A 26,163-nucleotide genomic window follows, 5' to 3' on the forward strand; every position below is an offset into this window, starting at 1 on the left:
AGTTTGTGGCGGGCCGCCTCGCGGACGAACCAGGTGAAGTCCTCGAGGGTGCCCAGCCGGGGGTGGACGGTGTCGTGGCCGCCCTCGGGGGAGCCGATGGCCCAGGGCACGCCGACGTCGTCGGGGCCGGCGTCGAGGGTGTTGTTGGGGCCCTTGCGGAAGGTGGTGCCGATGGGATGGATCGGGGGGAGGTAGACGACGTCGAAGCCCATCGCGGCGATCGCGGGCAGCCGGCGGGCGGCGGTGCGGAAGGTGCCGTGCGGTTGGTCCGCGGTGCCCTCGGAGCGGGGGAAGAACTCGTACCAGGACCCGAACAGGGCACGCTCGCGCTCCACCAGCAGCGGCAGTGGCTCACTGGCGGTGACCAGCTCCCGCAGCGGGTACCGGGCCAGCACCGCGTCCACCTCCGGCGTCAGCCCCGCCGCCAGCCGGGTGTCGCTCGGAAGGGAGTCGTCCCGGAGTGTCTTCGCCGCCGCGAGCACGACGGAGCGGCCGTCGCCCTTGGGCACTCCGGCCGCAGCCCGCTCGAACAGGTCGCCGCCCTCCTCCAGCACCAGACCCGTGTCCATCCCCGCGGGCACCTTGATCCGCGCGTGGTGCCGCCAGGTGCTGACCGGGTCTCCCCACGCCTCGACGCGGTAGGTCCACCGGCCCACCGCGTCCGGGGTGATCTCCGCGCCCCACCGGTCGCTGCCGGGCGCCAGCTCCCGCATCGGCGTGAACGGTCCCCGCCGGCCCTCCGGATCCTTGAGGACGACATTGGCGGCCACCGCGTCGTGCCCCTCACGGAACACGGTCGCCGACACCTCGAACGACTCCCCGACGACCGCCTTCGCCGGCCGTCTGCCGCATTCGACGGCCGGCCGGACATCCCGTACGGGGATGCGTCCGACGGTCCGGGTCGCCTTCATGGATCTGTACCTCCGCCGTGCTCGACGCCGGGCCGCGCCCGGTCGTGGGACGAAATGGAGGCGGGAAGGTCCTTTACCCTCCCGCCGGGGACCGCCGCTCGGCCGTCGGCGGACCCCGCCTGACCGCGGTGACCGGACGGGGCCGGTCGTTCTGTTCCTGCGGGTAAGTGGCGGGAGTGGTGCGCAGGTACCGTTCGGCCGCGTCGGCCGCCTCCCGCGCGCAGCGCTTGCCCATCAGCACACAGAGGGTGTGGCCCGAGTCCTCGAACGTCGTCCGTACCGTGCGGTCGGTGGGGGCGGCGAGCATCACGCGTTCCCAGGCCCGGTAGCAACGCAACTGCCGGGCGACTTCGGCTCTGGCGGGTAGCAGCACGGCGCCGTTCACCTCTCCGTGGCTCGTTGGGGACGTTTCTTCCGGCGGTCGGGCGGCGGCCGTGCGCGTGGAGGGCACGGTCCCGCGACGGCGGTCGAGGGTTCTTCACACATGGTGCACGATCAGTAACTGTGCGTCCTGTTGGACCTTGGTCCGGTACGGCGGGCCGGGTGGCGTCCGAGGCCGGTGCGAACTGTGCCCGTCCGGCGCAGCGGCCACCCCGGCAGTGCGCTCGTGTTGCACGGATGGGCCAACCCGGTCACGCTGATGGTGACTCAGAAGCGCCAGCCGCTCACATTTCGTGTTCGGGGCTCGTCCCGCAGGGGCGAGGGGAAATCGGGAGCTTCGCGGTGAGGAGCCAACGACGATGAAGACCGCAGTGCCCTGCTACTACCACCTCGACGTGGAAGTCGGCCCGGAGCGCGTGGAACAGGTCGGCCGCATCCTGGCCGCCCACCTCCGGCACTGGGACCTGGAGAACCTGATGGAGCCCGTCTGCCGCGGCACCGAGATGCTGCTGCGCGCCATCGACGAGCACGCCACCGACAAGAACACGTCGATCGAGATGTGGTGGAACGGCCAGCACCTCATCACCGCCATCGGGGGCCACGACCGCGCTCTGCGCCCCGACCAGGAACTGCGCGGCTGCCTGGAACACATCGCCGCCAGCAGTGACGGCTGGGGCTGCTGCGCCACCGCGACCGGCAGCAAGGTCATCTGGTTCTCGCAGCGGGCCCGCGCCGATGAACGCGTCCCGCTCGTGCCCACCGCGCCGGACCCGAGGGTGAGCGAGGGCCTGGACCTGCCCCGCGTGGTCACCCTCGCTCAGCTGGCCGGCCTGGTGCGTACCCCCGCCGGCCTCTTGGAGGCAGCCCGGTGACCCGGAGGAACAACAGACAAGGGGCGCCCGCGTGGAGCGGGCGCCCCTATCCGCTGGGCGCGGTCCATGACGGCGAGGGCACCAACTTCGCGCTGTTCAGCGAGGTCGCCGAAGGTGTCGAACTCGTCCTGGTGGACGACTTCGGCCGCCACACCACCGTCCCGCTGACCGAGGCCGACGGATTCGTGTGGCACGGCTACCTGCCCGGAGTCGGCCCGGGCCGGCGTTACGGCTACCGGGTGCACGGGCCGTGGGCACCGACCGCCGGGCACCGCTGCAACCCGGCGAAGCTGCTCCTCGACCCGTACGCCACGGCCGTCGACGGGCAGATCGACAACCACCCCTCGCTCTACGAGCGCCGGCCCGACGGCCCCGACCCGGCCGACAGCGCCGGACACACCATGCTGGGCGTGGTGACCGACCCGGCGTTCGACTGGGGCGACGACAACAGCCCCGGCCGTCCGTACGCCGACACGGTGATCTACGAGGCCCACGTCAAGGGTATGACCCGCACCCACCCGGACGTCCCCGCCGAACTGCGTGGCACCTACGCCGGACTGGCGCACCCGGCGGTGGTCGGCCACCTGACCTCGCTGGGCGTCACCGCGGTGGAGCTGATGCCGGTGCACCAGTTCGTCCAGGACGGTGTGCTGCAGGGCCGGGGCCTGGCCAACTACTGGGGCTACAACACCATCGGCTACTTCGCCCCGCACAACGCCTACGCCGCCCACGGCGCCCGGGGACAGCAGGTCACCGAGTTCAAGACGATGGTCCGGACCCTGCACGCGGCGGGGCTCGAGGTCATCCTGGACGTCGTCTACAACCACACCGCCGAGGGCAACGAGAAGGGTCCCACCCTCTCCTTCCGCGGCATCGACAACTCCGCGTACTACCGGCTGGTGGACGGCGACTGGTCGCATTACTACGACACCACCGGCACCGGCAACAGCCTGCTGATGCGCCACCCCTACGTACTCCAGCTGATCATGGACTCGCTGCGGTACTGGGTCACCGAGATGCGTGTCGACGGCTTCCGCTTCGACCTCGCGGCCACACTGGCCCGGCAGTTCCACGAAGTGGACCGGCTCTCCGCGTTCTTCGACCTCATTCAGCAGGACCCCGTGATCAGCCGCGTCAAGCTCATCGCCGAACCGTGGGACGTCGGCGAGGGCGGCTACCAGGTGGGCAACTTCCCGCAGCTGTGGTCGGAGTGGAACGGTAAATACCGGGATGCAGTAAGGGATTTCTGGCGCGCCGAGCCGCACACGCTCGGTGAGTTCGCCTCCCGCCTCACCGGTTCCTCCGACCTGTACGCACACAGCAGGCGACGGCCCCGCGCCAGCGTCAACTTCGTCACCGCGCACGACGGTTTCACCCTGCGCGACCTCGTCTCGTACAACGACAAGCACAACAAGGCCAACGGCGAGGGCAACCGGGACGGCGAGAGCCACAACCGGTCCTGGAACAGCGGGGCGGAGGGCGACACCGACGACCCGTCCGTGCTCGAACTGCGAGCCCGCCGACAACGCAACTTCCTTGCCACACTGCTCCTTTCCCAGGGCATTCCGATGCTCTCGCACGGCGACGAAGTGGGCCGCAGCCAGCGCGGCAACAACAACGCCTACTGCCAGGACAACGAGATCTCCTGGACAGACTGGAAGCTGACCGAGGAGCAGCGCGCCCTGCTGGACTTCACCCGGCGGGTCATCTCCCTGCGGGTCGCCCACCCCGTGCTGCGGCGCCGCCGCTTCTTCCACGGCGGGCCGGCCTCCCGTGCGGGCCGGGGCCTGCCCGATCTGGTGTGGCTGCTGCCGAACGCCGAGGAGATGACCGACGCCGACTGGCGGCGCCCGGACGCGCACAGCGTCGGCGTCTTCCTCAACGGCGACGCCATCGCCGAACCGGATCCGCGGGGCCGGCGCCTGGTCGACGACTCCTTCCTGCTGCTGCTCAACAGCCATTGGGAGCCGGTGGACTTCCGCCTTCCGGCCGCTGCCTACGGCGAGCGCTGGACGGCGCTGATCGACACCGCCGACCCGGACGGCCTCCCCGACGAATCGGAGTACAAGGCCGGTACCGGGCTGACGGTGGGCTCGCGCAGCCTGGTGCTGCTGTCCCGCCCGTCGCAGACCGGGAAGTGAGGGACCGCGGTCCTTTCGGGGAGAGGCGCCCGAAAGGACCGCCGGCGTCCGGCCGGGAGGGTCAGCGGCCGCGGCGCGCGGTCACCGTGAACAGGGCGCCCTCGTTGTCGCGCAGCACGGCCTCGTCGTCGCGCAGGGCCACCACACTGCCCCCGTGCCGCTCGGCGGCGGTGGCGCAGGCGTCCACGTCCGTCACGGTGAAGTGCACCTGCCAGTGCGGCCGGATCGTCGGATCGGGCGCCGATCCCAGTGCCCCCGACTGGATGCAGGCGAGTACGTACCCGTCCCCGCGCAGCACCACCTCGTCGCCCTCGTAGACGACCTCCGTGCGGCTCGTCCCCGTCGCACCCCAGTCGAAGACCTCGCCGTAGAAGATGGCGGCGTCGAAGGCGTCCCGGGTGTGCAGCCGGACGAAGGAGGGCTGGGACCGCTGCCAGCTGAGCCAGTCGGTGGACAGCTCGCCCTCCCACACCCCGAAGGTCGCGCCGTCCCGGTCGGCCAGCAGCGCCGCGCGCCCCGGTGGCAGCGAGATCGGACCGACCGCCAGCGTGCCGCCGCGCTCCTGCACCCGCGACACCGCCTCGTCCGCGCTGCGCGCGGCGAAGTACGGGGTCCAGGCCACGGCCATCCGCCACATGTCGGCGACCGCGGCGACGCCCGCCACCGGCGTGCCGTCCTTCAGGGCGATCCGGAACCGCTCGCCCAGCCGGGCCGGGCGCCACCGCCAGCCGAGGACGGCTCCGTAGAACTCCTCGGTCGTCCCGAGGTCGCGGCTGGTCAGACTCACCCAGCAGGGCGTCCCGTAGACGGAGTGCGTCGAGAAGACGTCCGTCGCGCCGGAGGGGGAGGGCATGTCGTGGTTCGTCACAGTCGCGTCCCGATCGCTGATCTCGTCGGCCTGGCAGGCACTCGTGGAATCCAGTGTCCGGCCTGTGCGGCTCCGGGCGCCTGCCGAGTACCCCGGCGGTGGTACCCGGACCGGCGGGGCGGCGCCCGCGAACACCCCCGGTGGCACAGGACGGGACGAGTGACGACGATGGAGGAGCCGGACACTCGCTGAAGGCGCCCGAACACGGGTGCGTGCGGCGCGGGAGCGGCACACCGGACCCGGAGGTGACCATGCCCACGGACGGGGAAACGGACCGGATCCTTCAGCTGGAGGAAGAGGTGCAGCAGCTGAAGGAGGCGGTCGTCTCGCACGCGGTGGTGGACCAGGCGATCGGCGTGATCGTCGTCCTCGGGCGGGTGTCGCCCGATCAGGGGTGGACCGTGCTGAGGGAGGTCTCCCAGCACACCAACGTCAAGCTCCGCGACATCGCCGGGACGATCGTGGCCTGGGGGCGCACCGGTGTGGTGCCGCCCGGGATCCGGGCGGAGCTGGAGAAGACCTTGGACCGGTTCAGCCGGCCTCCGTCCGCAGTTCCTCGCGCACCTGGGCGAAACAGCTGCTGAGCAGCCGGGACACATGCATCTGCGAGATGCCGAGCAGCTCCGCGATGCTGCTCTGCGTCATGCCCCGGAAGAACCGCAGATAGAGGATGAGCCGCTCACGTTCCGGAAGCGCCTCGAGGCAGGGGCGGACCGCCACCCGGTCGACGACCGTGTCGTAGGCAGGGTCCGGACCGCCGAGCGAGTCCCCGAGCGCGTAACCGTCCGTGCCCGGCATCTCCGCCTCCAGCGACAGCGCGGTGAAGCATTCCAGGGCCTCCGTGCCGGTGCGCACCTCGTCCTCGGTCAGCTGGGCGTACGCGGCGATCTCGGCGGTCGTCGGGGCCCGGCCGGGAGTGGTCTGCGCCAGCTCCTTGGCGGCGTGCCGCACCCGGTTGCGCAGGTCCTGGACCCGGCGCGGCACGTGCAGGGTCCACATGTGGTCACGGAAGTGGCGCTTGACCTCCCCGGTGACGGTCGGCACGGCGTACGCCTCGAAGGCGGTGCCGCGTGCCGGATCGTAGTGGTCGACGGCTTTGACCAGGCCCAGGGCCGCCACCTGGTACAGATCCTCCAGCGCCTCGCCGCGCCCGCGGAAGCGGACGGCGATCCGCTCGGCCATGGGCAGCCAGGAACGGACGAGCCCGTCCCGCAGCGCTTTGCGCTCCGGGCCCTCCGGGAGCCGGGCGAGGCGGACGAAGTCCTGGGCGGTGTCCGGGGCGTCGTGGTGAGGATGCGGCTTCGTGGTACTGCCGGCGATACGCATGTCGCGCACCTCCCTGAGCAGGTGCCGGGTGGACGGGCACCGTGGGAGCGCGGACTCGGACCACACGGAGGAGACCCGGGGGCGGCGAGCCGGTTCCCACGGTCGTGCCTCCGGTCCGAAGCACTGGAACCTCTTATTCCCCCGAGCCGCCGTGGTGAAACGGTTTCCCGGATTCGATGCGGGGAGCGGGGCGGGGATTTCGGGAATCGCACGCTGTGGAATCGGGGGAACTCGGCGCGTGACACCCCGGAGGGCGACCGGGGCCGTGGCGCCGGTGGGAATGCGCCGCGAACCGGCGGCACGGGTCGCGCCCGCCCGGCCCGGTGATCGCCGGCCCGGGTGCGGCGATCACCGCGGACGACGTGATGTGCGGCACGCCGCCGAGCGGGCCGGGCGGCCGGTCCGGCGGATCGTGCCAGCGCAGCGCTTGATCGGCGGGCGGCGGGGACGAAGTGCCTGACCACGGCGCATTCCGCTCATTTGACAGCGCGCCGAGCCCACAGATAGGAAGCAGCGACAGAAGTCGAGAGGGTGCACCGTGTACGAGCCGAACGTGGTCGGGGACTGGCAGGAGTACGACGAACATGCCGGTCTGCGGGTCCGCGTCCACCGTCTGGAATCGGGCGAGCCGCCCCGGGGACGGGACGACGCCGCTGCAGGGCTGACGTACTTCAGTGTCCGCGTGACCGTCGAGAACCGCGGCGAGCGGAACGTCGGAATTCATCTCGAGGACGGTCAGATCGATGTACGGATCGGCCCCGACGGGGAGAGCGCCTTCCTCGACTGGCGCAACTCGCAGTTCATCGAGGGATTCGACGTCCATCCGTTGCGCCGCGCCACCGCCGTGCTCTACGCGGCCGCCCCCGAGGCGTCCCTGAGCCATGTAGACGTCCAGGTGCAGCTGCGGGTCGACGAGGAGTGGACCGGCCGCCGCCTGTGGTCCGGCGGCATCGGCGCGTACGAGGGGACCGCGGGGACCCCGTCGGGCGGGGTCCGGGAAGGCCTTGCGCAGCAGATCGGCGTGTTCCTCCAGAAGCAGGCCGAGGAGGGCGGCGCCTGAACCGGCGTCAGTGCGGGATGCCGTCGATGATCTCGCGGGCTCCCTGACGCAGCAGGGCAACGGCGACCGAGGTGCCGAGCGTCGCCGGATCCAGCCGGCCGGCCCACTCGTGGGCGTTCAGCCGCACCTTGCCGTCCGGGGTGAAGACACAGGCCCGCAGAGACAGTTCGCCGCTCCGGTCGGCCCGCGCGTACCCGGCGATCGGGCTGTTGCAGTGTCCCTGCAGCACATGCAGGAACATGCGTTCGGCGGTGGCCTCCCGATGTGTGTCCGGATGGCCGAGGGCGCTGACCGCGTCGATGAGGGACGTGTCGTCCTGACGGCACTGGAGCGCGAGGATGCCCGCGCCGATGGGCGGCATCATCGTCTCGGGGGAGAGGACCTCGCTGATCACGTCGCGGCGGTCGATGCGCTCCAGGCCGGAGACCGCGAGCAGCAGCGCGTCGGCCTCACCCGCGGCGAGCTTCGCCAGCCGCCGGTTGGCGTTTCCGCGGAACGGTACGCACTCGAGGTGCGGATGGGAGACGGCCAGCTGCGCGACGCGGCGCACCGAGGAGGTGCCGATCCGGGTCCCGGCCGGCAGCTCGTCCAGGGTGAGTCCGTCCAGGTGCACGAGGGCGTCACGGACGTCGTCCCGCTCCAGGAACGCGGCGAACACGGTGCCCGCGGGGAGCGGGCGGTCGGCGGGCACGTCCTTGACGCAGTGCACCGCGAGGTCCGCCTCGCCGGCCAGCAGTGCGGCGTCGACCTCCTTGGTGAACGCGCCCTTGCCCTCCACCTGCGACAGGTCGCCCAGCCACTTGTCGCCGGTGGTCCGTACGGGGACGACCTCGGTGCGCACGCCGGGCAGAGCGTCAGCCAACTCGGCCCGGACGCGCTCCACTTGGGCGAGCGCCATGGGCGAGTCGCGGGAGACGATACGGATCAGTTCGGGGACGGACATGGCGACACGATAGACCCTTTGGCCCGAGCGCCGGTGCAGGGCGGGCGGGTTCGGGAGTCCGGACGACGGATTCGTCCGGACTTCCGGTGACGGACGGTCGGATGTTCGGGCGGGAGAGGGCTCCGGGGTCAGGCGTTCGGGTCGAAGGGAATGCCGGACGGCTTCGCCGCGGCGAGATGGGAGGCGAAACTCCCGTCCTTGAGACCGAAGTTCGCACTGCCGAAGTTGTACTGGACGAGCTTGTCGCGCAGCCCGGCCGGATAGCCGTTCCAGCCGACCAGCGGCGGGTACTGCCAGGTGCCCTTGTGGTTCTCCGGCGGTTCGTCGCCCGCGCTCGCGAGCCGGAAGCAGTGCGTGCTGATGCCGTCCTTGTGATACACGATCTTCGGGTGCGTCCCGTCGAAGCGGACCGCCGACCTCGCGTGGATCGAGAACGAGCCGTGGTTGGAGGTCGAGACGTACTGGGCCGTGTCGTTCTGCACCCACACCACGACATGCTCCCAGTCGTGGCGGTGGCCGCCGAGGCTGACGCCCGGCAGTGCCTGGTCCTTCTCGAAGTACAGGGCGTAGACGACGGCGCACCATCCGTTGTTGCACTTCGAGCGCGAGTAGCCGTTGGTGCTGTCCAGGTCCGGGGCGTCACGGCAGTTGCCGTTGAGGGCGCCCGTCGGGTTGAGTCCGGGGTTGATCGCGCCGTCCGGGCCGATCGCGGGTGTGGGGTAGCACCCGTCGGTGTCGTAGTCGTAGGCGGGCTGGAACGTCCGGTCGAGGGAGTCGGCGTTGGCCGGCAGGGCCGGCGGCGGTGCTGCGAAGGCGGTGGCGGGGAAGGCGATGACGAAGGCGAAGGCACCGGCGAGACCGGTCAGCCATCTCCTGCGGTGCGTTCGGAACGTGCTCGACGACACTGCGTCCTCCTCGGAATGCGGGCGCATCCCAACGACTGTGGGGGGCATGGGCGTTCAGCATCGCGATTGGATGCGTCCATGCCAAGTCTGCGTGGGCGTACCGATGGTGAAGTGCTGCCCAACACTCGTGGAGCCGCCGCCGGATCGCTCCATGTCGTCCGGGATGCCGCCATCCGAAATGCCGGCCGCCGCCTCCTCGGGGGAGAGGTCCGGCAGGATCCGCGGCCGGTGTGGCCGGTGCGGCGTGCCGTGTCGGGTGCTGTGGCGCACCTGGCCGGCCGGTGGCGGCGCCATCCGGTGCGCGCCCGCGGATTGATTGAGTTACGCAATGAGATGGTAAAGTGGGTGCATGCACGCATCCTCGGTCCCCGACGTCCCCGCCTCACCGGAAGTGGCCGAGATCGAGCGGGCGCTCATGCGCATCACCTATCTGGGCTCCCGCGCCCGTCAGCACGAACGTCTGATGGCCCTGGCGGGTGTCCCCCTGGACCGCGCCGCCGTCGCGCTGCTGCGGCAGGCGGCCGACACCGAACCGTTGCGGCCGGGCGAGCTGGCCGCCCGCCTGGGCGTGGAGGCGTCACACGTCACCCGCACCGTGCAGCAACTGCAGAAGTCCGGCCACGTCACCCGGGTCCCGGACCCCGACGACCGCCGCGCCCACCGCGTCGAACTCACCGGGACGGGCCGGGAGGCCATCACCCGCATCCGTGCGGTCGGGGCGCAGGCCATGCAGGTGGCCCTGTCGGACTGGTCTCCGGCGGAACTGCGTCAGCTCGCCACGCTCTTCCACCGCATGGTCGACGACTTCCTCGCCCACGCCGCCGAAGAGGAAACGGAACCGCGCGGCGGCACCCCCGCCGGAGCCGCCTGACGCATCCCCGCCCTGGTGGCCTCCGTACTTACCGTCCGGTAATGTCGCGTGGCAGGCCACTGGAGGAGGAACCGTGTCACGGTCCGATCGCTCACCCCTGCTGCTCGCCGGTCTGCTGGCCGCCGCGGGCACCGCCCATCTCGCCGCCCCGCGCCAGTTCGACCACATCGTGCCGCGCTCCCTGCCGGGCTCGCCCCGGGCCTGGACCTATGTCAGCGGCGCCGCCGAGCTCGCGCTGGCCGCCGGAGTGGCGCTGCCGCAGACCCGCAGGGTCGCCGCGCTGGCCACGGCCGCCTTCTTCGTCGGGGTGTTCCCCGCCAATGTGAAGATGGCCGTCGACTGGCGCCGCCGCCCCGCGCCGCAGCAGGCCGCCGCCTGGGGGCGGCTGCCCCTGCAACTGCCGCTGGTGCTGTGGGCGCGGGGCGTCGCCAAGGGCGCGGAGGGCGCGTCGTGAGCGGGAGCCCGGGCAAGGGCGACACGGTCGAGGACTTCGTCCTGCCGGACGGGACGGGCACTGTCCGCAAGCTGTCGGAGCTGCTCGCCGAGGGGCCCGTGGTCCTGTTCTTCTACCCGGCCGCACTGACCGCCGGCTGCACCGCGCAGGCCTGCCACTTCCGTGACCTGGCCGCCGAGTTCGCCGCGGTCGGCGCACGGCCGGTGGGCATCAGCGGTGACACCGTGGAACGGCAGGCGGAGTTCGCCGGGCGGCACTCGCTCGGCATGCCCCTGCTGTCCGACGCCGACGGCGTCGTCCGTGAGCGGTTCGGGGTGAAGCGGGGCATCTCCCTGGCGCCGACCAAGCGTGTCACCTTCGTCATCGGGCAGGACCGCACCGTCCTCGAGGTCGTGCGCAGCGAGCTGCGGATGAACGTGCACGCCGACCGCGCGCTCGCCGCACTCCGCGACCACCGGGCATGACCCGCACCTGACGGGCGACGGGCGCACGGCCCGCGGCCGGACCGCGCGTGCGGCCGCGGACCACGGGCCCGTCGGGAGGCGGTGGTCAGAACTCCTCGTGCACCTCCGGATCCCCGCCGATCCGCCGGTGAGCCCGGTCCGCGATGGTGTGCATCTGGGCGTCGTCCAGCGTGAAACCGAAGACGTCGAGGTTGGCGCGCTGCCGCGCGGGGTCGGCCGACTTGGGCACGGGCAGCGCCCCGAGCTGGATGTGCCAGCGCAGCACCGCCTGGGCCGGGGTGACCCCGTGGGCCTCGGCGACGGCGGCCACGGCCAGGTCGTCCAGGAGCTGCGAACCCCGGCCCAGCGGGCTCCAGCTCTCGACGAGCACACCCTTGTCCGCGTGGTGGGAGCGCAACTCCTCCTGGGGGAAGAACGGGTGCAGCTCGATCTGGTTGACCGAGGGCAGCACCCCGGTCTCCTTCTCCAGCCGCTCGATGTGGGCCGCCGTGAAGTTGGAGACGCCGATCGACCGTACGAGACCGTCCTGGCGCAGCTTGATCATGGCCTTCCAGGAGTCGACGTACTTGTCGACCCGGGGGAGCGGCCAGTGGATCAGATACAGGTCGACGTACTCCAGGCCGAGACGCGCGCGGGACTCCTCGAAGGAGGCGAGGGTCTCCTCGTAGCCGTGGTGGCGGCCGGGGAGCTTCGTCGTCACGACGACCTCCTCGCGCGGGACGCCGGCGCGGGCCACGGCACGGCCGACACCCGTCTCGTTGCGGTAGTTCGTCGCCGTGTCGACAAGGCGGTAACCCGTCTCCAGGGCCGCGGCCACGGACTGCTCGGCCTGCGCGTCGTCCATCGGCCAGGTGCCGAGACCGAGGGCGGGGATCGTCGTGCCGTCATTGAGCGTGTGGTTCGGGATGCTGATCACGAGGGGACCTTCCTGATCGACAGTGTCGTTCTCCTCCAGCCTCACCGACCGGGCGGTCAACGATCAACCTGACGGGCGGGCCGGACGGACGACACGGACGTATCCGAACCGGTGCCGGCCGGGGACGGACCGGCGGAGGGGGAACACATGACGACGGGCGGGAGCGACATGGACGGCACGAAGGGCGTCGGGCGGGGCACGGGAGGGGAGCGTCGCACGGGGGTGGCGCCCGACACGGGTACGGATGTCGAGGTGCGTCCGGTCGCCGGGCACATCGGCGCCGAGATCACCGGTGTCGACCTCGCCGACGGGCCCGGCGACGCCGTGATCGCCGCCATCCGGGCGGCGGTGCTGCGCTGGAAGGTGGTGTTCTTCCGGGGGCAGCGCCTGGATCACGCCGGGCATGTGGCACTGGCCCGGCGGTTCGGCGAGCCGGTCGTCCTGCCCCGGCGGGGCAAGGCGTCGCCGCCCGGCTTCCCGGAGGTCGAGACGACCGCAGACCGGCTGGAGCTCGGCGGGCGGTTCGGCATGGAACACGACGAATGGCTGCGGCGCCGCCGCCACACCCTGCTGCGCGGCTGGCACTGCGACCACGGCGCCCGGGTCGACCCGCCCGCCGCGACGATCCTGCGCGCGGAGGCCGTCCCGCCCTACGGCGGCGACACCACCTGGTCGAACCTGGCTGCCGCCTACGCCGGACTGTCCGCCCCGGTGAGGGAGTTCGCCGAGCGGCTGCGCGCCGAACACCGGCTGGGGGTCGGCTACCAGCCCCGGTCGGGCGACGACGCCTATGTGCGCCACCTGCTGGACCACCAGACCGCCACCGAGCACCCCCTGGTGCGGGTCCACCCGGAGACGGGGGAGCGGGTGCTGTTCGTCAACGGCTACTACGTCGAGCAGATCACCGGCCTGTCCCGGGCCGAGAGCCGGGCGGTCCTGGAGATGCTGCTCGAGCAGGCGACCCGGCCCGAGTACACGGTGCGTTTCAGGTGGGAGCCGGGCAGCGTGGCGTTCTGGGACAACCGCGCCACCATCCACCTCGCCCCCGGCGACACCGCCCACCTCGACCACCCGCGGATCATGCACCGGGTGATGCTCGCCGGTGACGTACCGGTCGGAACCGACGGCCGCCCCTCGGAGCCGATCACCGGGACCGCCCCCGGACACTGGTGACCGACCGGCCCTGCCCGGCGGCTCGCGCCGGAGGGCCGGTCACGTCAGCGGGATGGTCACCTCGTCCTCGACCGGCGGGGCGACCTCCTGGGCGAGGTTGCCGGTGGCGGCGTGGCAGCGCAGCCGGATCGCGTCCGGGCCCACGTCCAGCCGCAGGAAGCACTTGAAGAACGGCGGTGTGTAGGTCGCCGAGCCGGGCGAGAGCAACTGCGTGTAGGCCTTGCGCACGGGCAGCCTGAACCGCTTGCCCCGGTCGGGCCGCCGGCCGGTCCCGAGCAGCCCGGCGACCAGCCGCACGCGCCGGGTGACCCGGGCCGGCCTGCTCGGCACACGGGTCGGACCGATGCCGAGACGTTCGGCGATCACGGCCGTCGCCTCGGCCTCGCTCAGGGTGAAGAAACGGCGCAGCCGCGTCCGGCGCGCGTAGAGCGCGCTGTAGAAGGCGAGGGAGTCGCCGCGCAGCGGGTAGCAGCGGAAGTCCTGCTCGGTGACGCCGGCGACGTCGACGCGCGGGATGGTGTGGGTGGCGTGCGTGAAGGCGCCGCCACCGCCCGCCACCACGTACTGGAGGGTGCGGCCGTCGTCCAGGTGGACCGGATAGCGCTGGTAGTTGTGGATGTCACCGCCGATCGCGGCCACATAGTGGTGGTCCGGGTCACGGACGATGTCGTCGACCGTTCCCCCGCCCTCGACGGGACAGGGATGGTGCGCGCCGTCCACGTACAGCGGCGAGCCGGTCACGAGGATCTTCGGGCGCGGCCCCCGGGACACCTCACGCAGCCAGGCTCCCTGTTCGGCGTCGACGGTTCCCAGCAGGCCGGTGTCGATGCCTATGATCCGCACCGGTCCCGCGTCGATCGCCCAGTACGGGCCCGGCTGCACCGCCTGCTGCTCCGGGCCGGACCGCATCTCCCGTGCCTCGGCGAGGCGTTGGCCGTCACCGGGTCGAGGCCGGTGCCACAGCAGGGAGCGCAGCCAGGCCCGGGTGAGGGGGCGCGGTGCGGGCTCGGGCGGCAGGGGAGGGGCGTCGTCGCAGAAGACGCGCATGAACCCGCCGAGGTCCTCGTACCAGTCGTGGTTGCCGGGTACCGCGTAGATGGGCGCCCTGTAGTCCTGGTACGGGCGGAAGAACTTGCCCCCGTAGCCGTCGGCGCTGCCCACGGGATAGATCACGTCGCTGGCCAGCACGGTGAACGCGGTGTCCCGGCCCTCCTTCAACAGCCCCGGTACGACGGCGTACTGGGGCTCGCCGCCCTCGCCGGTGTCGCCGATGACGAGGAAGGAGAACCGGTCCGGACCGTCGTGCCGGATCACCTTGTCGGCGGGCGCGCCGGCCGCCGCCCGCTGGGCCACCCACCGGCTGCGGGTGCGGCCCGTCGGGTCCCCGAGCCAGGAGGCCAGAACCCCGTTGCGGGCGGCCCACAGCATGCGCGGGTCGAACCAGGAGATCTTTTCGGCCCCGGACGGCAACAGCCGCCGGTACTCGCCCCGTTGACCGGTACCCCAGCCGGCGCCCTCGGCCGTGTCGCGTGAAGAGTCTGACATCGGAGCACCGTAACAACGGTGCCGTGGGAGGCCGGAGAGCGGGTACGGGCAGCGGGTGTGGTCGGTGGCATGCCGAAGCGGAGCTGTACCGTGCGGAATTGAAGGCACCGCTCGTATGGTGCGCCTCGACAGGGCTCTCGGAAGGCGCGGCGGGGCAGGTCCGTCAGAAGGTGCGGTTCAGCAGGTCCAGCAGCGCGGTCCAGTGACGCTCGTCCGCCTCCTTGTCGTACGCGGCGGTGTCCGCCTGGGTGTAACCGTGCCGGGCCCCGGTGTAGACCTCGCATCGGTGCCGGACCCCGGCCGCGGTGAGCGCCTGCTCCAGCCGCTCGATCTGCTCCTCGGGCATCGACGGGTCCTGGTCCGCGTGACCGAAGTACAGCTCCGCGGTGATCCTGTCCGCCAGCAGATGAGGACTGTCCGGCATCTCGGGCGCCAGCCGGGCCCCGTGGAAGCCGGCCGCGGCCGCCACCCGGTCCGGATAGGTGCCCGCCGTATGGAGGGAGAGCACCGCCCCCATGCAGTAGCCGGTCACCGCCACGGGACCGTCGGTCGCCGAGGGATGGCCGGCCAGCCACCGCAGATACGCGCCGGCATCGCGCATGGCGAGTTCCGGCGTCAGTTCCCGCATGATCGGTTCGAGGCGCCCGAAGATCTCCGGCCGTGCCCTCGGATCGATGAATTCGGGCAGTTCGACCACCGGACTGCGGCCATGACGGTAGAACACGTTCGGCACCAGGACCGCGTACCCGGCCTCCGCCAGCCGGTCGGCCATGGTCCGCAGCCGCGGCCGCAGTCCGAAGACGTCCATGTAGAACAGGACCGCCGGCCGGGGACCCCCGTCGGCGGGATGCGTCAGATACGCGTCGGCGGTGCCGTCCTCGGTCGTGATGTCAACGGTGCTTCCCTGGACGGCGGTCATGGCCGGCGGACACCTCTCCGTGGGACGTCGAAGGGGGACCCGCGCCCGCGGCGAGCGGGGCGGATCATGCCCCATCGTGACATGCCCGGACCCGGCACTTCGGCCCTGTCCGGTTCAACACGGCGCAAGGGGCGCTTCTTTGGGACATCCTGCGCCCGCCCGGCGCGCGTCACCGCTCCCGTGGACCCTGGTGGCCCGTATCGGGGCGGTTCACCGTCTCGCCGTTACTCGAACCGCGAGGTGTCGCCCGCGCCCCGCCGTACGATTTCGGCCTCGCCGCCCGAGAAGTCGATCACCGTGGTCGGTTCGGTGCCGCAGTCCCCGGAGTCGAGCACCGCGTCCACCACGTGGTCGAGCCGGTCCTTGATCTCCCAGCCCTGGGTCATCGGTTCGTCCTCGCCGGGCAGCAGCAGGGTGCTGGACAGCAAGGGCTCGCCCAGCTCCGCGAGCAGTGCCTGGGTGACCACGTGCTCGGGGATGCGCACGCCGACGGTCTTCTTCTTCGGATGCTGGAGCATGCGCGGCACCTCCTTCGTCGCGGGCAGGATGAACGTGTAGCTGCCCGGCGTGGACGCCTTGACCGCGCGGAACACGTCGTTGTCGATGTGTACGAACTGGCCGAGCTGAGCGAAGTCCCGGCACACCAGGGTGAAGTGGTGCCGGTCGTCCAGCTTGCGGATGGTACGGATCCGGGCGATGCCCTCCCGGCTGCCGAGCCGGCAGCCGAGCGCGTAACAGGAGTCCGTGGGGTACGCGATCAGAGCGTCGTCGCGAATGCTCGCGGCGACCTGGGAGATGGTGCGCGGCTGGGGATTGTCGGGGTGCACGTCGAAGTACTTCGCCATTCACCGAGCTTATGCCGCCCGCACGGCAGGACCGCGCACGCCCGGCCGTACCCGGCCCGGCCCCGGCCGTGGGCGGCCCAGGTGCCGGCGGTGTGCCCGCGGTGTGCCGACGCCGTACAGGGCCTTCCCCTCCACCCCGTCCGCCCGGGATGAGCTTGTCGCATCCGTGGGGTAACGTCCGGGGCCGGGCCGAAGAGGTCCGGCACACGAGGGGAAGACCGAGGTGGCAGCCCGTAAGGACGGAATCCCGGAGCCGGAGACGGCGGCCGGGGAACAGCCCGGGTGGGCGCAGGAACTGCTGGAACACCTGCGGCCGGCGGGACGCGACGTCCGCAGGGTCGTCGACTGGCTCGCCGTCACCGTGCACGGGGCGGTGGCCCTCCGGGACGACACCGGCATGCTCGTCGCCGGGACCGGGCTGGCGCTGGACGAGAACCTCGTCGCCGACGTCACCTCCGGCCGGATCGCCTCCGCCGCCTGGGAGGAGGGCGAGCGGCACCTGCGCCTGGTGAAGGTCGGGCACCCCGCCCGGACCTGGGCACTGGCCGTCTCCCTGGACACCCCGTTCGACCGGCACAGCGCCGATGTCGTCACCCACACCGCCCAGGTGATCGAGCTGCTGCTGACCGCGGGCGAGACCACCGCGGCCGGGCAGCGGCTGCGCCGTGCCAGTGCCGATCTGCGGCTGGCGATCCTCCAGCTGCTCATGGTCGAGGACACCGTCGCCGCCCGCAGGGTGGCCGCCGGGCTCTGGCCGGGCCTGCTCGACGCCGACACCGCGTGCGTCTACGTCGTCGAGTCCGAGCCCGCCCGCCGCGACCGCCTCGCCGAGGAGTGCCTGGACACCACCGAGGAGGAGGCGCTGGTCGTGCGGTGCCCGGCGATGGACGGGCACGTGATCGTCGTCAGCCCTCGCGAGGCGACCGCCGGCGATCTGAAGTCCCTGGTCGAACGGCACCCGGACACCTTCCTCGGCGGCAGCGTCCGGCAGAGCCTCGCCCGGACCGCCACCGCGTACGGGCAGGCCGTCAGCGCCCTCGCCGTGGCGCGTTTCCGCCCGGACAAGACGGCGGTGTACGCCGAACGCACCCATCCCGAGCGGCTGATGGACCCGGCGGCGCTCCGTGACTGGACGGCCCGGCTGCTGCGGCCCCTGGACACCGTGCCGCACCACACCCGTGCCGAACTCCTCGCCACCACCCGACTCGGCCTGGAGTTCACCGCCGTCAACACGGCGAAGATCCTCGGCGTGAGCCGCAACACGGTGCGTGCCCGCATGGAACGCGTCGAGAACATGCTGGGCACCGACTTCGACGACGTCACGGCCCGTGCCGTCGTGCACCTGGCGCTGCACACCCAGTTCAACCTCCAGGACACGCAGGCGGACAGCGCCTCCGAGGCGCCGTCCGCCCCCGTTCTCGCACACCTGGTGTCCGGGCCCGCCGTCCGCGCCTGGGCGGGGGGACTGCTGGAACGCCTGGACCAGGACGCCCGCCCCCTGCGCCGTACCCTGCGCACCTGGATCACCGCCGGCGGCAACGCCGAGCGGGCCGCGCAGCTCCTGGGCATCCACGCGCAGACCGTGCGTGAGCACGTGCGCAGCGCCGAGCCGGTCCTGGAGCGCCAGCTGCTGGCCGCCGGCACCGACCTGTACGAGGTCGTGCTCGCCCATCTGGCCCTGGGAGATCTGGAAACACCGGTGTTCGCGGGTCCGGTGTCCACGTCCCCACCAGGGTGAAGGGCGGTCCGCCGCCCCTGTTGCGGCCGGCTCGCGCGGGGTGAAACGGGTCGTATCGGACTCAGTTGTGCACGGCTGAGTCCCGCGGCCGTCGCAGCGGGCACCGGTGCTATACACAGCCGCGTCGCCATTCACATAGGTTCGTCGTGCCGCGGGAGCACGACCGGAACGGGGGACCGGTCGCGCTCCCGCGCGCCGGGTACGCCCACGGTGGCTGCCGGGCCGGCTCCGCCGTCCGTGACGCCTCCGCCGCGATGACGGCGTCCAGGAGCGTGCGGGAGCGCCGCAGGTCCTCGACCGTGCGGTCGATGCGGTCCCGCCCCACCGTCAGCCCGCTCATCAGGAGAGCGTCCGCCGCCACGGACGGGCCTCCGCCGCTCCGAGCCGCTGCTTCGAGTCGCCGGTCCGGGTGATGCACGGCAGCATGGCCCTCGTACGCATGCTGCGGCGGGAGGTGCGCGAGGCGCACGGTCTCCGCCGTCCGGCGGCGGACGTTTCAGTGAGCGGGCCACCGACGCGTGAGCGACCACGCGGTCCCCGGGAAACCGGGGACACCGGGACAGGGCCACGGGCTGCCGGGACGCCGGAGCACCGCGCCGTCCACGGCGACCGGCCCGCGGCCGCGCGCCACCGTGCCCCGGCCCGCCACCAGTCATGAGCAGCCGAAGGAGTCCACGATCATGACGGACGTTTCGAACCGGGGTTCCGCTCCGGGCGACGACCGCAAGGTACTCACCAACCGGCAGGGTCATCCGGTCCACGACAACCAGAACCAGCGCACGGTCGGCGCCCGCGGGCCCGCCACGCTGGAGAACTACCAGTTCCTGGAGAAGGTCAGCCACTTCGACCGGGAACGCATCCCCGAGCGAGTGGTGCACGCCCGCGGGGTGACCGCGTTCGGTCATTTCGAGGCGTACGGGACCTGGGGCGACGAGCCGATCAGCCGCTACACCCGGGCCAAGCTGTTCCAGGAGCGCGGCAAGCGCACGGACCTGGCCGTCCGGTTCTCCACCGTCATCGGCGGCCGCGACTCCGCCGAGACGGCCCGCGACCCGCGCGGCTTCGCCGTGAAGTTCTACACCGAGGAGGGCAACTGGGACCTCGTCGGCAACAACCTCGGTGTCTTCTTCATCCGGGACGCGATCAAGTTCCCCGACGTGATCCACGCCCTCAAGCCCGACCCGGTCACCTTCGAGCAGAAGCCGCGGCGCATCTTCGACTTCATGTCGCAGACACCCGAGTCCATGCACATGCTCATCAACCTGTTCAGTCCGCGTGGGATCCCCGCCGACTACCGGCACATGCAGGGTTTCGGCGTGAACACGTACAAGTGGGTCAACGCCGAGGGCGAGACCAAACTGGTCAAGTACCACTGGATGCCGAAACTGGGCGTCCGTTCCATGACCGAGGAGGACGCCGCGAACGTCCAGGCCGGCTCCCTCGGCCACGCCACCAAGGACCTCTACGAGGCGGTGGGGCGCGGCGAGCACCCCGAATGGGAACTGCTCGTCCAGATGATGGACGACCACGACCACCCGGAGCTGGACTTCGACCCGCTCGACGACACCAAGACCTGGCCCGAGCAGGACTTCCCGCCGAAGCCGGTCGGCAAGATGGTGCTCGACCGGATGCCGGAGAACTACTTCGCCGAGAACGAGCAGATCTCCTTCGGCACCGGTGTCCTCGTCGACGGCCTGGACTTCTCCGACGACAAGATGCTCGTCGGCCGGACCTTCTCCTACAGCGACACCCAGCGCCACCGCGTAGGCCCGAACTACCTCCAGTTGCCCGTCAACCGGGCCAAGGCCGCCGAGGTACGCACCAACCAGCGGGACGGTCAGATGACCTACCACGTGGACGCGGCCGGGGAGAACCCCGAGGTCAACTACGAACCGTCGATCACCGGCGGCCTGCGCGAGGCCCTGGAGCCGTCGCACGACGAGCAGGGGCCGGAGATCCGGGGCTGGCTCACCCGCAAGCGCATCCCGCGCGCCAACGACTACCTGCAGGCGGGCCAGCGTTATCTGCTCCTCGAGGACTGGGAGCGCGACGACCTGGTGAAGAACTTCGTCGACCTGATCTCCCAGTGCGACCGGGCGGTGCAGGAGCGCATGGTGTGGCACTTCCTGCTCGTCGAGAACGATCTCGGCCGCAGGGTCGGCGACGGCCTCGGCATCGCACCGAAGGACGTCGCCGGCCTGAAGCCCCTCGCGGACCAGGATCTCACCGACGAGGACCGCGAGCGGCTCGCCAACCTGGGCGACAACCCGCCGCGCGACGTGCGGGGACTCACCATGACCCACTGCGTCCCCGACGAACGGCACGTGGTGACCCGCTGAGCATCCCTGGATCGGGAGGTACGGCGGTACGGCGTGCACCGGTGACGGAACGTGCCGGTGCGCGCCGGCGTGTTCCCGCCTGCCGTCGGCGAGGGGCGCGACCGCCCGTGGGCCGTGGGCCGTGGGCCGTGGGCGAGCGGCGCGGCCTCGTGGCGGCCGTCCCGGTGCGCCCCCTCCGAGCCCCGGCATGTGCCCCGACTCGTCACGCGGGACGGTGAAAACGCCCGGCCCACCGATCGAAAGGACCGGTGGGCGGGGACCACTCGGGTCATGACCAGCGCATCGTTCTCCAGCACCCTCACCCTGCCCGCCTCCGTGTGCGACCAGGCCGCACAGCACCTGGAGCAGGCAGCCAAGCGGACCGTCGACGGGGCCGGGATCCCGTTGAAGGCGTTCCGCGCGGCGGCCGACAGCGACTACACCTTCCCCGTCGCCGTGGTGGAACAGGCCGCCGCCTGCCTGCTCGTCCTGGCCACCGAAACGGCACAGACGGTACGGCCGTCGGCGCTGCGCGCCACCATCAGCGTCGCCCTGAGCCTGCGCGACGCCGTCCAGGCGGTGCACCGGCCCGCGCTCACCACCCGCTTCTGGTGAGGCCGCCGGACGGGCGACGCGGAGCAGGGTGTCAGAGGCGCTGCCACAGGGCCGGCGTGCCGGCGGGCGCCCACGCTCCCTGGGCCTGGTGCGTCTGCAGGCACTGGTAGCGCACGCCGTCGCGGGTCACCGTGACCCCGGCCGGGTAGACGCGGCCCGCGGTCCACGGGCCCTCGGCGCCGTCCTGCGGATCCGGCGCCGCGGTCTGCGCGGGGGCCGTGGTCAGGGTCAGGCCGAAGTCGGCGAGGATCGGGTTGACCGGCTGGTAGAACGTGGTTCCGCCGCGCGTGCAGTCACCGGAGCCGCCGGAGGTGACGCCCTGCGCCTGGGAGCCCGCGACGAAGGGACCGCCGGAGTCGCCCGGCTCGGCGCAGACCGTCGTTTGGGTCACTCCGTCGACTGTGCCCTCGGCGTAGCTGACGCTGGTGTCGTGCTGCCGGATGGTCCCGCAGTGCCATCCGGTGGTCGAGCCGGACCGGCACACCGCCGCCCCGACGAGCGCCTCCACCGAGCCGGTGACCTGAACCTCCTGGCCGCCCTGCGCCTTGACACCCGGCGTGGCCGTCCACACGTCGTTGGTGCCCACCCACGCCATGTCCCTGCCGGGGAAGACGGAGTCCTGGAAGGTGCCCTGCGCACTCAGGTCGAACCCGGTGGTCGTGTCACCCCGGTCGCCGCAGTGGCCGGCGGTGGCGAAGCCCTGCTGCGCGTCCCTGGTCACGGAGAAACCGACCGAACAACGGGCGGTGCCGTTGACGTAGTAGGCGTCGCCGCCGGTGATGTCCTGCAGCAGCCGAGGCCGGACCGTGGACACGCGGATGGTCACGTCCTGCTCGTCGACCCCGGCGGCCTCGACGAAGGCGGCACCGGCCGACACCGTCCGCGCCTGGACCACGAGCCGGTTCGCCGGTACGTCCACGTACCACAGCGGCGTACCGGCGGTGTCGCGGGCGGCGGCCGCCGCGTCCAGCCTGTCCTTGGCGGCCCGGAGACCGGCCGGCGCGCGGGTGACGACGACGGCCTCGGCGCCCTGTGCCTCGATGGCCGTTACGTCCTTGGCGTCGGTGGTCGCGACGCTGAGTTCGTCGGAGGCCGCTCCGCGCACCCATGCGCCGGCGAACCGGTCGCCCAGGGCGTTGCGCAGGATGCCCGCGCGGGTGCCTGCCTCCGCCTCGTTGGCCAGCCGTTCGGACGCCTGCGCCGGGGTCAGGCCCAGGTCACGCTGGAGTGCGCCGAGCATCGGCGCCGACACGCGGTCGGCGCCGAGGGCCCGGGCCGTGCCGGCCACGGGCTCCGGAGGGGGCGCGGACCCGGCCACCGCAGCGGAGGGGAGGACGGTCAGGACGAGACCGCCGAGCGCGGCCAGGGCCGTTCGGCGTGCGGTCCGGGCATGTCTGAGGGCCATTCGGTGCGTCTCCTCCGCCTGGGGCGCCATAGCTGCCGTGTGGCTGTCCGGCGGTGTGGCTGTGGTCGGCCCCCGGGCTCCCGCCGGCCCCGGGGCGCCCGGTACCGCACTTCGCGGCGGTACCGGGCACGACCGGCACGTCCTCTTGTCCGAGGACGCTCCTCCGTCTGGTGACCGAGCGCGCCGGACACGCGGGCCGAACCGGATCGAACAGCCGGACAGGCCATAGGCCTTGCCCGCGCCGTCCGACGCGATGTCAGAAGCGGCACGCTTTCGCGCTTTGGTGAGTCCGCGGGCGCCATGTGCAGTACCCGGGCGCGACGGCGGACATCTGGCATGGTCGGACATGCCCCTGGCCAGGGCAGGGGCGGGCACCCGGTTCGCGCCGGCCCGGCGGCGGGCCCGGGGCGGACAGCCGAAGACCCCTGGGGGAACGGGAGCACCCCTGGCGCACAGGAGAAGCAGTCCGGTGACTTCCGTATGAAAATGGGACAAAAGTAGGGGCGTTCGTCGGTGCCCCTCGAGGATGCGTCCGTGGAGGACGGCATGAACCAGCACGCGTCTCGTTCGTCGGAGCTTCCGCAGCCCCTGCGGGCCGTTGCCTCGGGACTGCGCCACGTGCCGGGCGCGGGCCATGTGGGCAGGGCCGCCGGTGGCGCGCTGGACGCGATCGGCGCGGTGTCCCCGCGCGGTCGCCGGATGGCCGTCCACGCCGGGGCCGGAGCACTCGGCGTGGCGGGTGTCGTCGAGTGGCCGGTGGCCCTGACCGGCGCTGCCGCGGCCTGGCTCACCCAGCCGCGCCCCGGCGGGCACCCGGTCATCGCATCACCGAACGGTGGCGCCCCGGCCGACGGGAACGAACAGCACCGCACACGCACCAAGGCCGCAACCGGCGACGACCGCGGCCCCGTGTCCGAACCGTCCGCGGGCCAGGGACCCGGCGACCGGCTGAACCCCTCCCGTCACCGGCCCGAACCGGCAAAGCCCCCCGTCCGCGAACAGCCCGCCAAGGAGGGCGGCAGCGCGACGGCGTCCGCACTCAGGCAGGTCGCCGAGGCCACCGCGCGGCGGGCGCCGCCGCCCTCCTCGTCACACACGACACGCGCGAGGCCGCCGAGGCCGTCCTCGCCGGATCCCCCAAGGCGGCACGCCACGGCCCCGCCGCCTTCCACGCGGCCCTCGGCACCTTCCTCGCCCGGTCCGGGATGCTCGTACGGAGCGGGGGGCGGCTGCGACAACTCGAGACCGCCGACGCCCTGGCCCCGTACGCCGGCCTCTCCGCGCACCCGCTGCCCGGCACGATCACCGACGAGGACGCCGTACTGCCGGCCGGCATCCTCCCCACCGCCCACGAAGCGGGCGTGCAGCTCGGCGGCGTGTGTCCCGGGGACACCGTCGTCGTGGTCGGCGCCGGTCCCGTCGGCCTCGCCGCGATCGTCACGGCCCGGCTGTCCGCACCCGAACGCGCCGTCGCCGTCGATGTGGCCGCGGCCGCCTCGAGGCCGCCGGGGCACTGGGCGCCGACGCGGTGGCCGAGGCCGGCGAAGACCCCGGGCAACCGGCCGCGGACCTCACGGAGAGGGCCGGCGTGGACGTGGTCGTCGAAGCGGTGGGCCGTTCCGAGAGCTTCGGGCTGTGCACCCGCATGGTGGGATCCGGCGGACACGTGGCCAGTGCGGGCGTGCACGGCGGCCCCGCCCCGCTGCACCTCGAGGACCTGTGGAGCGGGAACGTCACGCTCACCACCGGGCTGGTCGACACCCGCTCCACCCCGACCCCGCTGAGGACGGCGGTGGCCGACCCGATGCCAGGCAGACAGCTGAACCACCCGCACCTTCCCGCTCGACCGCGTGCAGGAGGCGTACGACGTCTTCGGCAACGCCGCCGGGACCGGTGCGCGCAAGGTCGTTCTCGGCGGCGAGCGGCGCGAGATCGTCCCGGCGTACACGGTCCGACGGTCCGGCGTCGGAGGGCGAGGCCCGACGGCCGCCGCGGTCCCGGGCCGTTTTGGACTCCGGGCCGGGACCGTTCGGCCCATGCGCCGGGCGGCCGGGCGACGGACCCTGGAGAGGTGGCGTGCAAGGAGGTGACATCCCATGGGGAGGACGCGTGGTGCGCGGCCCCGCAGGGTGTGGCTGTGGCGCTGGCGGAGCAACCCGCTGCGGCGCCGCAGCGACCTGGTCGAAGCCTGGCTGCTGCTCGCCACCCTCCTTCTCACCCTGTTCGCCGGGGCGGTCACCGGCCTGGCGACGGCGGGGGCGGTGGACCGGTTCCTCGCGGAGCGCCGTGCCCAGTCCCGCACCGCCCCCGCCGTGCTCGTCGAGGACGCGGCCGACGCGTCGCCCTCGCCGGTGACCGAGGACGGCAGCGGAGACGGCCGCGTATGGGTGAAGGTGCGGTGGACGGCCCCCGACGGCACCGGCCGCGCGGGCCGGGCCGAGGCCGGCCCCGGGGACAAGGCGGGCAGCGTGGTCACCGTGTGGACGGACGACGCGGGGCGCCTCGTCTCCGAGCCGCCCAGTGGGGCGGACGCGCGCTTCCAGACCGTCATGGCCGGCCTCACGGTCACCGCGGCCACCGGGGTAATGGTCGTGCTCGGCGGAGGGCTCGTCCGGTCCCGGATACAGCAGCGGCGCTCAAAGGAGTGGGAGGCCGAGTGGCGGCTGGTCGAGCCGGCGTGGCGCAAGCGGATGACGGGGTGAGGGCCGGCGGGTGAGGCGCGGTGCGGTCGGCGGAGGGCGGACGCCGGCTCGCCGGAGCCGTGCCTACGGGGCCTGGGGGTCCTCGCCGCCCTCGCGCCTGCAGTGCAGGAAGAGGTGGGGTTCCGGCGAGGCCTCGGGGTGGGTCGGGGTGAACATCACGCTCTTCTCGGACAGCACCGTCAGCCCCGCATCGCGCACCAGGCCGATCACGTCCTGGGCGGCGAAGCTGGTGACCCGCACGTTCTGCCCCATGAAGACACCGTCGAAGCCCTCCACGTCCAGGGGCACGGTCGCCAGCGCGAACAGGCTCCCCGGCCGCAGCAGCCGGGTCAGCCGCCGCAGCAGGCCGGACTGCTCGGCACGCGACATCTGGAGCAGGGTGAAATACAGGCATACGGCGTCGAACGAGCCCTCCTCGAGAGGTAGTTCGCGGATGTCACCGCAGCGGAACTCGGCGTCGGGCACCTGCCGGGTCGCGATCTCCACCATCACCGGCGACACGTCGACCCCCAGCACCCGGTGACCGGCCGCGGCGAGCGTCGAGGCCGTGGGCCGGCCCGTCCCGCTGCCCACGTCCAGTACCCGGCCGGCGGGCGGGAGCCGTTCCAGCAGCCACTCCAGGGAGGCCCGGTGCGTCTCGGAGGCGGCGAACGCCTTCTCGTAGTCGCTGCCCAGCGCGTCGAACACCGCTGCCGCTGGTGACCTGCGATTCTCGTCGACCAAGACGCACCCCCGTCTCCATGCACCGATGCCGCGCATCGTGCCATTCCCGGCGGGCCCCCACAACCGTT

At 72.4% G+C, this 26,163-nt stretch carries 24 protein-coding genes and 1 pseudogene; 13 read left to right on the plus strand and 12 right to left on the minus strand.

Going from position 1 to position 26,163, the window contains the following annotated elements:
* Positions 1-911, minus strand: a 911-nt coding sequence (locus ACFWVE_RS11025) for a maltotransferase domain-containing protein (RefSeq protein ID WP_384010785.1), incomplete at its 3' end; no start/stop codon positions are given.
* Positions 912-984: 73 nt separating this feature from the next.
* A complete protein-coding gene (locus tag ACFWVE_RS11030; protein ID WP_384010789.1) occupies positions 985-1,284 on the minus strand; it encodes a DUF5133 domain-containing protein in 300 nt (99 codons plus the stop codon).
* Positions 1,285-1,651: 367 nt separating this feature from the next.
* On the opposite strand from ACFWVE_RS11030, the gene ACFWVE_RS11035 reads away from it, so the two are divergent.
* Both ACFWVE_RS11035 and glgX read left to right on the plus strand, forming a co-directional pair.
* Positions 1,652-2,164, plus strand: a complete 513-nt coding sequence (locus ACFWVE_RS11035; RefSeq protein ID WP_384010793.1) for a pep a2 — start codon at positions 1,652-1,654, stop codon at positions 2,162-2,164.
* Positions 2,161-4,305: a glycogen debranching protein GlgX gene (gene glgX / locus ACFWVE_RS11040; RefSeq protein WP_384010797.1), complete on the plus strand. Its 2,145-nt coding sequence runs from the start codon at positions 2,161-2,163 to the stop codon at positions 4,303-4,305. Before ACFWVE_RS11035 ends, glgX begins: the two co-directional genes overlap by 4 nt.
* Before the next feature lie 61 nt (positions 4,306-4,366).
* On the opposite strand, the gene ACFWVE_RS11045 is transcribed toward glgX, so the two are convergent.
* Complete coding sequence (locus tag ACFWVE_RS11045) at positions 4,367-5,158, minus strand: VOC family protein (protein ID WP_384010801.1); 792 nt, start codon at positions 5,156-5,158, stop codon at positions 4,367-4,369.
* 260 nt (positions 5,159-5,418) lie between these two features.
* On the opposite strand from ACFWVE_RS11045, the gene ACFWVE_RS11050 reads away from it, so the two are divergent.
* Positions 5,419-5,757, plus strand: coding sequence for an ANTAR domain-containing protein (locus ACFWVE_RS11050; protein WP_384010805.1), 339 nt, complete (start codon positions 5,419-5,421; stop codon positions 5,755-5,757).
* Here the strand turns inward: ACFWVE_RS11050 and ACFWVE_RS11055 are convergent.
* A complete protein-coding gene (locus tag ACFWVE_RS11055; protein WP_042166548.1) occupies positions 5,705-6,499 on the minus strand; it encodes a SigB/SigF/SigG family RNA polymerase sigma factor in 795 nt (264 codons plus the stop codon). The two genes, ACFWVE_RS11050 and ACFWVE_RS11055, sit on opposite strands and share 53 nt — an antisense overlap.
* Before the next feature lie 538 nt (positions 6,500-7,037).
* Here ACFWVE_RS11055 and ACFWVE_RS11060 point away from each other — a divergent pair.
* Complete coding sequence (locus tag ACFWVE_RS11060; protein ID WP_384010813.1) at positions 7,038-7,559, plus strand: hypothetical protein; 522 nt, start codon at positions 7,038-7,040, stop codon at positions 7,557-7,559.
* A 7-nt stretch (positions 7,560-7,566) separates the two neighbouring features.
* On the opposite strand, the gene hemC is transcribed toward ACFWVE_RS11060, so the two are convergent.
* Together hemC and ACFWVE_RS11070 are read right to left on the minus strand one after the other, a co-directional pair.
* The gene (gene hemC / locus ACFWVE_RS11065; protein ID WP_384010817.1) at positions 7,567-8,502 is read right to left on the minus strand and encodes a hydroxymethylbilane synthase; all 936 of its coding nucleotides are present in this window, start codon (positions 8,500-8,502) and stop codon (positions 7,567-7,569) included.
* Positions 8,503-8,630: 128 nt separating this feature from the next.
* Positions 8,631-9,407, minus strand: coding sequence for an NPP1 family protein (locus tag ACFWVE_RS11070; protein ID WP_384010822.1), 777 nt, complete (start codon positions 9,405-9,407; stop codon positions 8,631-8,633).
* Positions 9,408-9,756: 349 nt separating this feature from the next.
* On the opposite strand from ACFWVE_RS11070, the gene ACFWVE_RS11075 reads away from it, so the two are divergent.
* The 3 genes from ACFWVE_RS11075 (at position 9,757) to ACFWVE_RS11085 (ending at position 11,196) form a co-directional block, all read left to right on the plus strand.
* Complete coding sequence (locus ACFWVE_RS11075) at positions 9,757-10,278, plus strand: MarR family winged helix-turn-helix transcriptional regulator (RefSeq protein WP_384010827.1); 522 nt, start codon at positions 9,757-9,759, stop codon at positions 10,276-10,278.
* 73 nt (positions 10,279-10,351) lie between these two features.
* Positions 10,352-10,732, plus strand: a complete 381-nt coding sequence (locus tag ACFWVE_RS11080; protein ID WP_384010831.1) for a hypothetical protein — start codon at positions 10,352-10,354, stop codon at positions 10,730-10,732.
* Positions 10,729-11,196, plus strand: coding sequence for a peroxiredoxin (locus tag ACFWVE_RS11085; RefSeq protein ID WP_384010834.1), 468 nt, complete (start codon positions 10,729-10,731; stop codon positions 11,194-11,196). The genes ACFWVE_RS11080 and ACFWVE_RS11085 overlap by 4 nt, the downstream gene beginning before the upstream one ends.
* An 85-nt stretch (positions 11,197-11,281) precedes the next feature.
* Here ACFWVE_RS11085 and ACFWVE_RS11090 read toward each other — a convergent pair whose 3' ends face one another.
* The gene (locus tag ACFWVE_RS11090; protein WP_384010838.1) at positions 11,282-12,112 is read right to left on the minus strand and encodes an aldo/keto reductase; all 831 of its coding nucleotides are present in this window, start codon (positions 12,110-12,112) and stop codon (positions 11,282-11,284) included.
* Positions 12,113-12,259: 147 nt separating this feature from the next.
* Between ACFWVE_RS11090 and ACFWVE_RS11095 the strand changes: the two genes are divergently transcribed.
* Entirely contained in the window at positions 12,260-13,285 is a 1,026-nt protein-coding gene (locus tag ACFWVE_RS11095) for a TauD/TfdA dioxygenase family protein (RefSeq protein WP_384010844.1), read from the plus strand.
* 39 nt (positions 13,286-13,324) lie between these two features.
* On the opposite strand, the gene ACFWVE_RS11100 is transcribed toward ACFWVE_RS11095, so the two are convergent.
* The 3 genes from ACFWVE_RS11100 to ACFWVE_RS11110 form a co-directional block, all read right to left on the minus strand.
* Positions 13,325-14,830 (minus strand): metallophosphoesterase family protein, encoded by a 1,506-nt coding sequence (locus ACFWVE_RS11100; protein WP_384010847.1) that lies wholly within the window; start codon positions 14,828-14,830, stop codon positions 13,325-13,327.
* Positions 14,831-14,993: 163 nt separating this feature from the next.
* Positions 14,994-15,749: a dienelactone hydrolase family protein gene (locus ACFWVE_RS11105; RefSeq protein WP_384010853.1), complete on the minus strand. Its 756-nt coding sequence runs from the start codon at positions 15,747-15,749 to the stop codon at positions 14,994-14,996.
* A gap of 224 nt (positions 15,750-15,973) precedes the next feature.
* A complete protein-coding gene (locus ACFWVE_RS11110; protein WP_383813330.1) occupies positions 15,974-16,594 on the minus strand; it encodes an L-threonylcarbamoyladenylate synthase in 621 nt (206 codons plus the stop codon).
* 223 nt (positions 16,595-16,817) lie between these two features.
* On the opposite strand from ACFWVE_RS11110, the gene ACFWVE_RS11115 reads away from it, so the two are divergent.
* The 3 genes from ACFWVE_RS11115 to ACFWVE_RS11125 all read left to right on the plus strand — a co-directional run bounded on the left by ACFWVE_RS11115 (position 16,818) and on the right by ACFWVE_RS11125 (position 21,265).
* The gene (locus ACFWVE_RS11115) at positions 16,818-18,332 is read left to right on the plus strand and encodes a helix-turn-helix domain-containing protein (protein WP_384010857.1); all 1,515 of its coding nucleotides are present in this window, start codon (positions 16,818-16,820) and stop codon (positions 18,330-18,332) included.
* A 680-nt stretch (positions 18,333-19,012) separates the two neighbouring features.
* Positions 19,013-20,671 (plus strand): catalase, encoded by a 1,659-nt coding sequence (locus ACFWVE_RS11120; protein ID WP_384010860.1) that lies wholly within the window; start codon positions 19,013-19,015, stop codon positions 20,669-20,671.
* Between the two features lie 270 nt (positions 20,672-20,941).
* Positions 20,942-21,265 carry a hypothetical protein gene (locus ACFWVE_RS11125; protein ID WP_384010863.1) on the plus strand — a complete coding sequence of 108 codons (324 nt, stop codon included), beginning with the start codon at positions 20,942-20,944 and terminating at the stop codon, positions 21,263-21,265.
* A 31-nt stretch (positions 21,266-21,296) separates the two neighbouring features.
* Here ACFWVE_RS11125 and ACFWVE_RS11130 read toward each other — a convergent pair whose 3' ends face one another.
* Positions 21,297-22,670 carry a trypsin-like serine protease gene (locus ACFWVE_RS11130; protein ID WP_384010866.1) on the minus strand — a complete coding sequence of 458 codons (1,374 nt, stop codon included), beginning with the start codon at positions 22,668-22,670 and terminating at the stop codon, positions 21,297-21,299.
* A gap of 1,262 nt (positions 22,671-23,932) precedes the next feature.
* Here ACFWVE_RS11130 and ACFWVE_RS11135 point away from each other — a divergent pair.
* Both ACFWVE_RS11135 and ACFWVE_RS11140 read left to right on the plus strand, forming a co-directional pair.
* Positions 23,933-24,613, plus strand: a pseudogene (locus ACFWVE_RS11135) (zinc-binding dehydrogenase); the annotation flags it as partial.
* Between the two features lie 153 nt (positions 24,614-24,766).
* Positions 24,767-25,372, plus strand: coding sequence for a hypothetical protein (locus ACFWVE_RS11140; RefSeq protein WP_384010870.1), 606 nt, complete (start codon positions 24,767-24,769; stop codon positions 25,370-25,372).
* A gap of 63 nt (positions 25,373-25,435) precedes the next feature.
* Here ACFWVE_RS11140 and ACFWVE_RS11145 read toward each other — a convergent pair whose 3' ends face one another.
* The gene (locus ACFWVE_RS11145) at positions 25,436-26,131 is read right to left on the minus strand and encodes a class I SAM-dependent methyltransferase (RefSeq protein ID WP_384010874.1); all 696 of its coding nucleotides are present in this window, start codon (positions 26,129-26,131) and stop codon (positions 25,436-25,438) included.
* Positions 26,132-26,163 lie beyond the last annotated feature (32 nt).

The sequence above is a fragment of the Streptomyces sp. NPDC058632 genome, assembly GCF_042717095.1.
Classification (GTDB): Bacteria; Actinomycetota; Actinomycetes; order Streptomycetales; family Streptomycetaceae; genus Streptomyces.

What these genes read in the sequence shown, in the direction of transcription:
- hemC (WP_384010817.1), bottom strand. Translation starts at nt 8,502, where the DNA reads ATGTCCGTCCCCGAACTGATCCGTATCGTCTCCCGCGACTCGCCCATG.
- ACFWVE_RS11120 (WP_384010860.1), top strand. Translation starts at nt 19,013, where the DNA reads ATGACGGACGTTTCGAACCGGGGTTCCGCTCCGGGCGACGACCGCAAG.
- ACFWVE_RS11045 (WP_384010801.1), bottom strand. Translation starts at nt 5,158, where the DNA reads ATGCCCTCCCCCTCCGGCGCGACGGACGTCTTCTCGACGCACTCCGTC.
- ACFWVE_RS11140 (WP_384010870.1), top strand. Translation starts at nt 24,767, where the DNA reads ATGGGGAGGACGCGTGGTGCGCGGCCCCGCAGGGTGTGGCTGTGGCGC.
- ACFWVE_RS11095 (WP_384010844.1), top strand. Translation starts at nt 12,260, where the DNA reads ATGACGACGGGCGGGAGCGACATGGACGGCACGAAGGGCGTCGGGCGG.
- ACFWVE_RS11145 (WP_384010874.1), bottom strand. Translation starts at nt 26,131, where the DNA reads ATGCGCGGCATCGGTGCATGGAGACGGGGGTGCGTCTTGGTCGACGAG.
- ACFWVE_RS11125 (WP_384010863.1), top strand. Translation starts at nt 20,942, where the DNA reads ATGACCAGCGCATCGTTCTCCAGCACCCTCACCCTGCCCGCCTCCGTG.
- ACFWVE_RS11100 (WP_384010847.1), bottom strand. Translation starts at nt 14,830, where the DNA reads ATGTCAGACTCTTCACGCGACACGGCCGAGGGCGCCGGCTGGGGTACC.
- ACFWVE_RS11055 (WP_042166548.1), bottom strand. Translation starts at nt 6,499, where the DNA reads ATGCGTATCGCCGGCAGTACCACGAAGCCGCATCCTCACCACGACGCC.
- ACFWVE_RS11110 (WP_383813330.1), bottom strand. Translation starts at nt 16,594, where the DNA reads ATGGCGAAGTACTTCGACGTGCACCCCGACAATCCCCAGCCGCGCACC.
- ACFWVE_RS11075 (WP_384010827.1), top strand. Translation starts at nt 9,757, where the DNA reads ATGCACGCATCCTCGGTCCCCGACGTCCCCGCCTCACCGGAAGTGGCC.
- ACFWVE_RS11035 (WP_384010793.1), top strand. Translation starts at nt 1,652, where the DNA reads ATGAAGACCGCAGTGCCCTGCTACTACCACCTCGACGTGGAAGTCGGC.
- ACFWVE_RS11130 (WP_384010866.1), bottom strand. Translation starts at nt 22,670, where the DNA reads ATGGCCCTCAGACATGCCCGGACCGCACGCCGAACGGCCCTGGCCGCG.
- ACFWVE_RS11105 (WP_384010853.1), bottom strand. Translation starts at nt 15,749, where the DNA reads ATGACCGCCGTCCAGGGAAGCACCGTTGACATCACGACCGAGGACGGC.